Source organism: Bacteroides faecalis (assembly GCF_003865075.1).
Taxonomy (GTDB): domain Bacteria; phylum Bacteroidota; class Bacteroidia; order Bacteroidales; family Bacteroidaceae; genus Bacteroides; species Bacteroides faecalis.
Genome location: NZ_BHWB01000009.1, coordinates 1 through 9,823 on the forward strand (window position 1 = coordinate 1; position 9,823 = coordinate 9,823).

General features: G+C 46.3%; 7 protein-coding genes and 3 pseudogenes. 5 read left to right on the forward strand and 5 right to left on the reverse strand.

Annotation, left to right across the window (positions count from 1 at the left end; genetic code table 11):
• Window positions 1-430 precede the first annotated feature (430 nt).
• The 5 genes and pseudogenes from mobA to EJF25_RS15020 form a co-directional block, all read left to right on the forward strand.
• Entirely contained in the window at window positions 431-859 is a 429-nt protein-coding gene (mobA, locus tag EJF25_RS15000) for a conjugal transfer protein MobA (protein WP_005809224.1), read from the forward strand.
• On the forward strand, window positions 838-2,103 hold the full coding sequence (gene mobB / locus EJF25_RS15005; protein ID WP_200832921.1) for a conjugal transfer protein MobB: 1,266 nt from the start codon (window positions 838-840) through the stop codon (window positions 2,101-2,103). The genes mobA and mobB overlap by 22 nt, the downstream gene beginning before the upstream one ends.
• Before the next feature lie 11 nt (window positions 2,104-2,114).
• Window positions 2,115-3,038: pseudogene (locus EJF25_RS15010) on the forward strand (YWFCY domain-containing protein); the annotation flags it as partial.
• Between the two features lie 640 nt (window positions 3,039-3,678).
• A complete protein-coding gene (gene ltrA, locus EJF25_RS15015; protein WP_118275192.1) occupies window positions 3,679-5,331 on the forward strand; it encodes a group II intron reverse transcriptase/maturase in 1,653 nt (550 codons plus the stop codon).
• Window positions 5,332-5,452: 121 nt separating this feature from the next.
• A pseudogene (locus EJF25_RS15020) lies at window positions 5,453-6,541 on the forward strand (TraM recognition domain-containing protein); the annotation flags it as partial.
• A gap of 81 nt (window positions 6,542-6,622) precedes the next feature.
• Here the strand turns inward: EJF25_RS15020 and EJF25_RS15025 are convergent.
• The 5 genes and pseudogenes from EJF25_RS15025 to EJF25_RS15045 form a co-directional block, all read right to left on the reverse strand.
• Window positions 6,623-7,228, reverse strand: a complete 606-nt coding sequence (locus EJF25_RS15025; protein ID WP_032543186.1) for an RteC domain-containing protein — start codon at window positions 7,226-7,228, stop codon at window positions 6,623-6,625.
• A 238-nt stretch (window positions 7,229-7,466) separates the two neighbouring features.
• Window positions 7,467-7,889 carry a dihydrofolate reductase family protein gene (locus EJF25_RS15030; RefSeq protein WP_004291474.1) on the reverse strand — a complete coding sequence of 141 codons (423 nt, stop codon included), beginning with the start codon at window positions 7,887-7,889 and terminating at the stop codon, window positions 7,467-7,469.
• Window positions 7,890-8,190: 301 nt separating this feature from the next.
• Window positions 8,191-8,442 carry an efflux RND transporter periplasmic adaptor subunit gene (locus EJF25_RS15035; protein ID WP_005809234.1) on the reverse strand — a complete coding sequence of 84 codons (252 nt, stop codon included), beginning with the start codon at window positions 8,440-8,442 and terminating at the stop codon, window positions 8,191-8,193.
• Window positions 8,442-9,485, reverse strand: a complete 1,044-nt coding sequence (locus tag EJF25_RS15040) for an ABC transporter permease (protein WP_005809236.1) — start codon at window positions 9,483-9,485, stop codon at window positions 8,442-8,444. Before EJF25_RS15040 ends, EJF25_RS15035 begins: the two co-directional genes overlap by 1 nt.
• 2 nt (window positions 9,486-9,487) lie before the next feature.
• Window positions 9,488-9,715 (reverse strand): annotated as a pseudogene (locus EJF25_RS15045) (hypothetical protein); the annotation flags it as partial.
• Window positions 9,716-9,823 lie beyond the last annotated feature (108 nt).

Sequence of the window (9,823 nt, forward strand, 5' to 3'; positions counted from 1 at the left end):
CGGAAGGAGTGTATTTTCAGTCCCACATCCGAATCACACTGCAAATAAACAAGGATATTTTGGAACTTGTATCACTTCTCCGGCAAGTGGCAGCACGTTGCGCCGGTTGGCACTGATTGTCCGGGTCAAGCCTCTGTCGGACATCGCCTTAAGGGCGTAACTTTGCACCCGAACGGCAGGGTACGCCGCAGGTAGCGCAGCCCGGAGTTTGAAAGGAATCATCCCCAATCCGTCCCCGACGGATTTTTATGTTCACCTGAACATAGCAAGGTATGTTTTCAGCCGCTCAAAATATTTTGAGCAGCCACGAAAACGCCTTGCCCTTGCAGGGGGGCGGGCTTACCCTCCGAAGTCGGGAAGCCTCTCAAACCTGCGGTGCTGTGCCTCGAAGCGGCGGCTTATGCCGTCAAACCGCTAAATCCAAAGTAATATGAGTGAAAAAAGAAGAAACAAAGGCGGGAGAAATCCCAAACTCGATCCGGCGGTGTTCCGCTACACCGTCCGTTTCAGCGAGGAGGAACACAACCGTTTCCTCTCCATGTTCGAGAAGTCGGGCGTTTACGCCAAGTCGGTCTTCCTGAAAGCGCACTTCTTCGGGCAGCCGTTCAAAGTGCTGAAAGTGGACAAGACGCTGGTGGATTACTACACCAAACTGTCCGATTTTCATGCGCAGTTCCGCGCGATAGGCACGAACTACAACCAAGTCGTGAAGGAACTGAGGCTGCATTTTTCCGAGAAAAAGGCGATGGCGTTGCTCTACAAGCTGGAGCAACAGACCGTCGAACTCGTGAAACTGAGCCGCCGGATTGTGGAACTTTCAAGAGAGATGCAGGAAAAATGGTCGCAAAAATCAGTGTAGGAAACTCGTTGTACGGCGCACTTGCCTACAACGGGGAAAAGATCAACGAGGCGAAAGGGCGGCTTCTGACAACCAACCGCATCTACAATGACGGTTCGGGGACGGTGGATATCCACCGGGCTATGGAGGACTTTCTCGCTCTGATGCCCGTGCGGTCGAAGGTGAAGAAACCGGTGGTGCATATCTCGCTCAATCCGCATCCCGACGATATTTTGACGGACACAGAACTTCAGGACATCGCACGGGAGTATCTGGAGAAGATGGGGTTCGGCAACCAGCCGTATCTCGTTTTCAAGCATGAGGACATCGACCGCCACCATCTGCATATTGTGACGGTCAGGGTGGACGAGGAAGGCAGGAGCATAGACACCCGGAATAACTTTTACCGGAGCAAGCAGATAACACGCGAACTGGAACGGAAATACGGGCTGCACGACGCGGAACGCAAGAACCGCCGTCTTGATACGCCGCTGCGCAAAGTGGACGCTTCTGCGGGCGACGTGAAGAAGCAGGCGGGGAATCTGATTAGAGAACTGAACCGCAGATACAAGTTTCAGACGATGGGCGAATACCGCGCCCTTCTTTCCTTATATAATATGACGGTGGAGGAAGCGCATGGCAATGTGCGCGGACGTGAGTATCACGGGCTGGTCTATTCCGTCACGGACGATAAGGGTAACAAGGTCGGTAATCCTTTCAAGTCCTCACTGTTCGGGAAGTCCGTCGGCTATGAAGCCGTACAGAAGAAGTTTGCCCGTTCCAAGCAGGAGATTAAGGACAGGAAACTTGCTGACATGACGAAACGCACCGTCTTTTCCGTGCTGGAAGGCACGTATGACAAGGAGAAGTTTGTTGCCACGCTCAAAAGGAAGGGCATCGACACCGTGCTACGCTACACGGAGGAAGGGCGCATCTATGGAGCCACGTTCATCGACCACCGCACGGGCTGCGTGTTAAACGGCTCACGCATGGGCAAGGAACTTTCTGCCAACGCCTTGCAGGAACACTTCACGCTGCCTTATGCCGGACAGCCGCCGATTCCGCTCTCCGTTCCGGTGGAGGAACTGGAGAACAGGCAAGGATATTCCGGAGGGGAATACGAAAGCCATTCCAGCGGCATGAACCTGTTTGCCCCCGAAGGTCCGGCAGTGGACGCTGAAGAGGAAGCCTTCATCCGGGCGATGAAGCGCAAAAAGAAGAAAAACGCAAGGGCTTGGGTATGTAATCAGAGTATCAACAATTAAAAAATCAATGTATGTCACAACAAGAAGACGATTTGAGGGCATTGGCGAAAATCATGGATTTTCTGCGTGCCGTGAGTATCATTTTAGTGGTCATGAACGTGTACTGGTTCTGCTACGAAGCCATCCGGCTGTGGGGCGTGAACATCGGCGTGGTGGACAAAATCCTTCTGAACTTCGACCGCACGGCGGGGCTGTTCCATTCCATTCTCTACACGAAGCTGTTTTCCGTCCTTTTGCTTGCCTTGTCCTGTCTGGGTACGAAGGGTGTCAAGGGTGAGAAAATCACTTGGGGGAGAATCTGGACAGCATTTGCCGTCGGGTTCGTGCTGTTTTTCCTGAACTGGTGGTTGCTGCCCCTGCCGCTGCCGCTTGAAGCGGTGACGGGACTGTATGTCCTTACCATTGGAACGGGCTATGTCTGCCTGTTGATGGGTGGTCTGTGGATGAGCCGCCTGTTGAAGCACAACCTCATGGACGATGTATTCAACAACGAGAACGAGAGTTTCATGCAGGAAACACGGCTCATAGAAAGTGAGTATTCGGTCAATCTGCCGACACGTTTCTATTACAGGAAACGCTGGAACAACGGTTGGATCAATGTAGTTAATCCCTTCCGTGCGTCCATCGTGTTGGGTACGCCGGGCAGCGGCAAGTCCTATGCCGTGGTAAACAATTTTATCAAGCAACAGATTGAAAAGGGCTTTAGTCAATACATCTACGATTTCAAGTATCCCGACCTATCTACTATTGCCTACAACCATTTGCTGAACCACCCGGACGGCTACAAGGTAAAGCCGAAGTTCTATGTGATCAACTTCGACGACCCGCGACGCTCTCATCGGTGCAATCCCATTCACCCGGATTTCATGGAGGATATTACAGACGCTTACGAGAGTGCGTACACGATTATGCTCAATCTCAATAAAACGTGGGTGTGACCTGAAAAGTCACGTAATTGATTGTTAAACAGCAATGTATATTGCAAGATTTAACCCGCTGTTCCGTCAGCGGTAGCCTACTATAAGGTGCATCTCCAGTGATGGGTTGTGCTAAGCTTATAGGACAAAGTACACTTTCCGAAAGGACAAGACTGAACCGTGAGGAAACGTCAAGGGCGGTTAGTATCATACCGTCGAGTGGCGAGGCTGGATAGCATGGTTAACGTAATGTGAACTGACTTTAGCCGTCGTAAGGTTTGAAGGAGCGCAAGATACTTTAGCTCTCACCAAAAGGTAAGCAGTCGGATAACCCTCGCCCATGTTGGGGTTACACGGACATAGCACTGCCGGCGGACTTGGCAGAACCTAAACTATCCGTTTGTCAATTGCGTGGAACAGGGCAAGCCTGTATCTCTCTCGTAATAATGCGAGTAAGCGAACCGCAAGGCAAGCCGAATGGGGTGCAGGTATGAGATAACGGAGAAAGCGAATGCCGCCCTGTAATGGGGAGGATACGGATTGAACCAACATCACGAGTTAATGAGGGTAACATCATCCGACACGAAAGTGGGCAGACTTCCGTATATGGTAACTCTTTACAAGATAACTTTTAGAACTTTCAAAAGGAGGAAAGCAAATGAACGAGATTAAAACATCGTGTGCGCCTGCTGACAGCAGGAATCTGACTTGGGACGGTATGAACTGGTCTAAGTGTGAAACCTATGTCCGAAAGCTACAAGCGCGTATTGTAAAGGCTCAGAAAGAAGGCAGACATAACAAGGTGAAAACCTTGCAGTGGATGCTTACTCACTCTTTTTACGCCAAGGCATTGGCAGTAAAGAGGGTTACTTCCAACAAAGGGAAGAATACGTCTGGAGTAGATAAACAGCTTTGGGACTCTCCCAAGCGCAAGTACAAAGCAATCGGTGAACTTAGACGTCGTGGCTACCATCCACAGCCGCTCCGTAGGGTTCACATCAAGAAAAAGAACGGTAAACTCCGACCGTTGGGAATACCGACCATGAAAGACAGGGCGATGCAAGCATTATATCTCATGGCATTGGAACCGATAGCCGAAACGACAGGCGACCGTTTTTCTTACGGCTTCCGAAAGAAGCGCAGGACAATGGACGCAATTCGTCAGATTGATACGGTTCTAAATCGCCAGCATTCCCCCGAATGGATTTTGGAGGGAGATATTAAGGGTTGCTTCGACCACATCAGTCACGACTGGCTTATTGAAAATATCCCTATGGATAAAACAATACTCAGAAAATGGCTGAAATGTGGAGCTGTATTCAATGGTAAACTGTTCCCGACAGAAGAGGGTACACCACAAGGAGGTATCATATCACCGACACTTGCAAATATGGCACTTGACGGACTTCAACCACTCTTGGCTGAAAGATTCAAAAGACGTTTCATCAACTATAAGACATTCCACTACAAAGTGAATCTTATCAGGTATGCGGACGACTTTATAATCACAGGTCGAGATAAGGAATTATTGGAAAACGAGGTCAAACCAATGGTGATAGAATTTCTCAAAGAAAGGGGTCTTACCTTATCCGAAGAGAAAACTACCATTACGAACATATACGATGGATTTGATTTCTTAGGTTTCAATGTAAGGAAGTTCGACAAAAGGCTGTACACATCTCCGTCCAAAGATGCACAGAAACGCTTTAGGGCAAAAATCAGTGACATCGTTAAAGGACATAAAATGTGTAAGCAGGAATCGCTGATACGAATGCTCAATCCTGTGATAACAGGTTGGGGAAACTATTACCGATATGGTGCATCAACCAATGCTTTTCACGGTTGCGACAATCACATTTACAACCTCACAAAGAAATGGGCTTTACGTCGCCACCCAAAGAAACGCAAGTCTTGGGTTGCAGATAAGTATTGGCATGAAATTCGGGGGCGTAAATGGACGTTTGCATGGAAATATGAAACAAAAAGCAAGAAAGTGAACTACCTGACCCTTAAAAGGTTGTCGGATATACATTATACTCCGTACAAGCAAGTCAAGGGGGAGGCAAACCCTTTCGACCCGGAATATGATGATTATTTCTTTCAGCGAAAGGAGCAACAAATGCTGGAATCTCTCAAAGGACGTAAGTCACTCTTATATTTATGGAACAAGCAGAAGCGGACTTGTCCGTTATGCGGCAAGGAGATAGATTGTACAAAAGCATGGAACGTCAATGAAATATCTGTTGGTGGTTCAATTGTACGGCAACTTGTCCATAACAACTGCTACAAGCGAAATAAACGAAACTGTTGAAAGTATGAGCCGATTTCTAACAACAAATAGAAATATTGAGTTGCTTGAGCCGTATGAGGGGAAACTCTCACGTACGGTTCTTAGGGGAGAAGGGGGCAGTAATGCCCTTGACTTACCCGATGTGCAGAAGCAGGGTGACTTCTTCGTGGAATCACCTATTATCTTGTTTGCCAGTATTATATGGTATCTCAAAATCTATAAGGGTGGTAAGTATTGCACGTTTCCCCATGCCATTGAGTTCCTGAACCGCCGTTACGAGGATATTTTCCCGATTCTTTCTTCATATCCCGAACTTGAAAACTACCTCTCACCATTCATGGATGCTTGGCTCGGTGGGGCGGCTGAGCAGCTTCAAGGGCAGATAGCATCGGCGAAAATTCCGCTCTCGCGCATGATTTCCCCGCAACTCTATTGGGTAATGTCGGACAGCGAGTTTACGCTGGATATCAACAATCCCGAAGAGCCGAAAATCCTGTGCGTGGGTAACAATCCCGACCGTCAGAATATTTATGGTGCGGCTCTCGGTCTGTATAACTCCCGTATCGTAAAGCTCATCAACAAGAAGGGGATGCTGAAGTCGTCGGTCATTATAGATGAACTACCGACGATATATTTCAAGGGGCTGGACAACCTTATTGCCACCGCACGAAGCAACAAGGTTGCCGTGTGTCTGGGCTTTCAGGATTTCAGCCAGTTGGTGCGCGACTATGGCGATAAGGAAGCTAAAGTCGTGATGAACACCGTCGGTAATATCTTCTCCGGGCAGGTGGTGGGTGAAACCGCCAAGACGCTATCCGAACGCTTCGGAAAGGTCTTGCAGAAACGGCAGTCCATTTCCATCAACCGGCAGGACGTTTCCACCTCTATCAATACGCAGATGGACGCGCTTATCCCGCCCAGCAAGATTTCCGGCTTGACGCAGGGAATGTTTGTCGGTTCTGTGTCCGATAACTTCAACGAGCGCATTGAACAGAAGATTTTTCACTGCGAGATTGTCGTGGATGCAGAGAAGGTGAAACGCGAGGAAAAAGCCTACAAGAAGATACCCGTCATTACCGACTTCACGGACGAGGATGGCAACGACCACATGAAGGAAACGGTGCAGGCGAATTACAGGCGCATCAAGGAGGAAGTCAAGCAGATTGTTCAGGAGGAACTGGAGCGGATTGCCAACGACGACAATCTGAAACACCTGTTACAGCAGAAATAACCGGGCTGACGTGAGGCAATGAAAGCGGGCGGAACAAAGTATCAAACTTGCTCCGCCCGTTATTCTTTAGGGATTCTTAGTCTATCTTCTCATACGCTCCATCTCTTCGTCACGGAGCATCTTCTCGTTCAGTTTTTCCTGCATTTTGTCAAGGAAGTAGGTGCGGCTTTCGTTCTTCCGGCGTTTGATATCAGTGTAGAAGCGGTAGCAGTCTTTAGAATCAACCCCGAATATCTTATAGAGAAGTGGGGCGAGCTGTTTGAGCGGCATATTGCCGTTGTTGATGCAGCCCATCACGTCTATGCCGTAGATAAGTTCCACGAGGTCGATGGCATTGCCCGTCCATTGAAGAAGGCTGGCGGTGGTTTCTGTTGCGTTGTTGGCGGATATTAGTGGTGGCACTTGGGGCGTGGCAAGGAATTTCTGCATCTTTCTTACGAAAGACAGAGCCTTGCTGACGTAGGCGGCAATCTCTCTTTTTTCTTCTGACAGATTACGTACGGGATGGTGCTGCAACTCGATTTCGATGTAGGCAAGCGCGATGACGGTAAGGTTCATGTCCATGCCGCCGTTGCACAGTTCGATCACTTGGGTGGCGAAAGCCGTGTATGCCGTTTCCATATTGCAGTCGCCGGCTTCGTTTATCAGGCGGAAAAAGTCGGTTTCCGCCAGCAAGAAATAATTCATGGTTCTGTCAATTTTGAAAATTACACTTTGTTTTCTGCGTGCGCACATGAATATAATTGGCAAAAAACGCGGCAGAAAATAAAAAATCCAACACTCAATTTTACAAAGTGCTGGATTTCAGAGGTATAAAATTCAGTATTTTTTCACAAGGACAAATTATCTCCGACTTAAATTGTTTGTAATCGGAACATTTATTCTATTCCTGAAAATAGAAATGTATGCTTGCCGCACATTTTGGCTATCTTGCTTTTTTATCAAGGATATAGATAATGCGACATACACCGTTGGGATAGCTTTTCAAAGAGGAAAGCGTCCAGTGTTGCTCTGGCAGAGCCGACTTAAAAAAATGTCGTCCGCTTCCGGATATGAAAGGAACGGTGTATAGTATGATTTCATCCACAGCGTGCATCCGCAGCAGTCCGTTTATATAGTCTGCCGTGTCCGGTGTGGCTTCCGCGAGGTAACGGATGTTTGTGCAGTCTTTTCTCCATTCGTGCAGCATTGAAATGGAATAGTCCGGTGTCACACGGTAAAAGGCTTTCTTCCTGATTTCATCAAGACCGCAACGGTCAAGGCACAAATCCTGATGTGCTTTATCATATAACTCTGAAGAAAGACATCCGTCCATCGTCAGTACGGCGAGAATCTGAACTTTACCCATAATCGTTTCCTTTCGTTAGGCAAGGGTAAAAAAGTAGCGTGCAATTCACACTACCTTCAAGCGATGGCTCTGGTAAAGCCTTTACGGAGAGTACGTGAATGCACGCTATGCGTAAGCATAGCATAAGCATCACGCAATCGTCTCCGTAGTTCCAATTTACCAGATTTTCGCTTGAAACGCCTTGCGGTCTTATCCTATATGTTGGCGGCGAAAAGCTCCTGCCAATCGCCGTTTTTCTCAAATGTTATGCAAAGATAGCCAAATTCAGTGAATTACGGGCTATGATTGCTTGAATTTATATTTAATCTCCTATGCGCACTTTATCTCCTATCGAAACATTAATCTTGTCCAGGACTCCCGATATCTGCGATTTTATTTCGATCTCCTTCATCGGAAAAACATTGCCGGATATGTTTATTTCCTCTTTGATCTCGCGATATTGTGGTTGTGTAGTTTCGTAAATTGCCTTTGTACCTCTTAGCGAAGAACGAAAAGCAACAAATGCCAGTGTGGCGGAAAAGATGCAAATTAATATAATCTTAAATGTCTTCATTATCCTATATTTTCGTTTCTAATGGCGTCAATGGGTTGTATAACAGATGCTTTCATAGCCGGAAATGCTCCGGCAATGACACCGGACAAAATCAAGATAACCAAAGCGAGAACAGCTACATTTATATCTATTTCTGCATGCTTTATCATTGTCGCGTGACGGGCGCTTTCGAGCAACCAATTTATAATCTCAAGAATAGCTGCACCTGATATCAATCCGATGATACCGGAGATTACAGTTATGATGACAGATTCCGTCAGCATTAACACAAGAATGGATTTAGGAGTTGCTCCTACAGCCTTACGGATGCCTATTTCGCTACTCCTTTCTTTGATCACGACAAACATGATGTTGCTTACTCCAACAATACCACTTATCAGAAAACAAATTCCTACGATCCAGATAAACATTTTCAATCCATCAAAGAGTCCCTCAAAAGCAGATGTTTGTGTCTCAAAATTGATTATCTGTAAGGCTTGCTTATCAGAATAAGCAAATTGGTATTTATTAGCGATGAAGGCTCTCAGCTCATTCTCAAATCGCTTGGAATCAACTTCTTTGTTCAGATATAAACAGAAAGCGCGCAATGGAGTCTTATTGTCAATACAGTTTATGTAACTTGAGAAGGGCACATATACCGAATTGATTTCCGAAGCGCTGAAAATATCATCATTCTTTAGTACGCCTATCACCTTAAAATCAATACCGGCAATGTTGATCGACTTACCCAACGCTTTTTGATTATTAAATAAGGTCGTACTGACATTTTCGCCGATAATGGTAACATTACGGGTATTCTCGTCATCTCCTTTATTAAAATATCGTCCATCTTCGTTGATTTTAAGTATCTTAATTCCCATATAGTTTTCATTGATTCCTATAATCTTAAAAAGTCCGCTTTTAGCTTTATTCATCACTTGCGAATAAGGTCCTGTTATTTCAGGCGAAATAGCTTTTATCCCCGGGAACTGTTTCTTTATGCGGTTAAGAAAATGCAAATCGAAATGCAATTGTTCCCCTTCTCTGATATTCTTATACTTCACCCAGAATCCTCATCATTCCATACCATGACGGATTCACCATAAGTTACTAACGTGGTCACATAGCGGTGTGTGGTATTGATATTGTGCTGGGTTTGAAAAATAGCGATTGATTCATTCTCTATTTTCTGTACACGACTACGCTCGTGCAGAACAATAGCGACCATGCTGCCAATGATCGCCATTAAAAGAAAGTATCCTATAAATATTTTATGCTGCAAAAGTATTTTCATTGGCTTGATATTTTACAATCCAAATATTGCTTTCGTACAATATCTACATGCGGCAGAATCACGAAAAATATCCGAGATGAATAACACTAATAATAATTTCAAATTTTT

What these genes read in the sequence shown, in the direction of transcription:
- mobA (WP_005809224.1), top strand. Translation starts at nt 431, where the DNA reads ATGAGTGAAAAAAGAAGAAACAAAGGCGGGAGAAATCCCAAACTCGAT.
- mobB (WP_200832921.1), top strand. Translation starts at nt 838, where the DNA reads ATGGTCGCAAAAATCAGTGTAGGAAACTCGTTGTACGGCGCACTTGCC.
- ltrA (WP_118275192.1), top strand. Translation starts at nt 3,679, where the DNA reads ATGAACGAGATTAAAACATCGTGTGCGCCTGCTGACAGCAGGAATCTG.
- EJF25_RS15025 (WP_032543186.1), bottom strand. Translation starts at nt 7,228, where the DNA reads ATGAATTATTTCTTGCTGGCGGAAACCGACTTTTTCCGCCTGATAAAC.
- EJF25_RS15030 (WP_004291474.1), bottom strand. Translation starts at nt 7,889, where the DNA reads ATGGGTAAAGTTCAGATTCTCGCCGTACTGACGATGGACGGATGTCTT.
- EJF25_RS15035 (WP_005809234.1), bottom strand. Translation starts at nt 8,442, where the DNA reads ATGAAGACATTTAAGATTATATTAATTTGCATCTTTTCCGCCACACTG.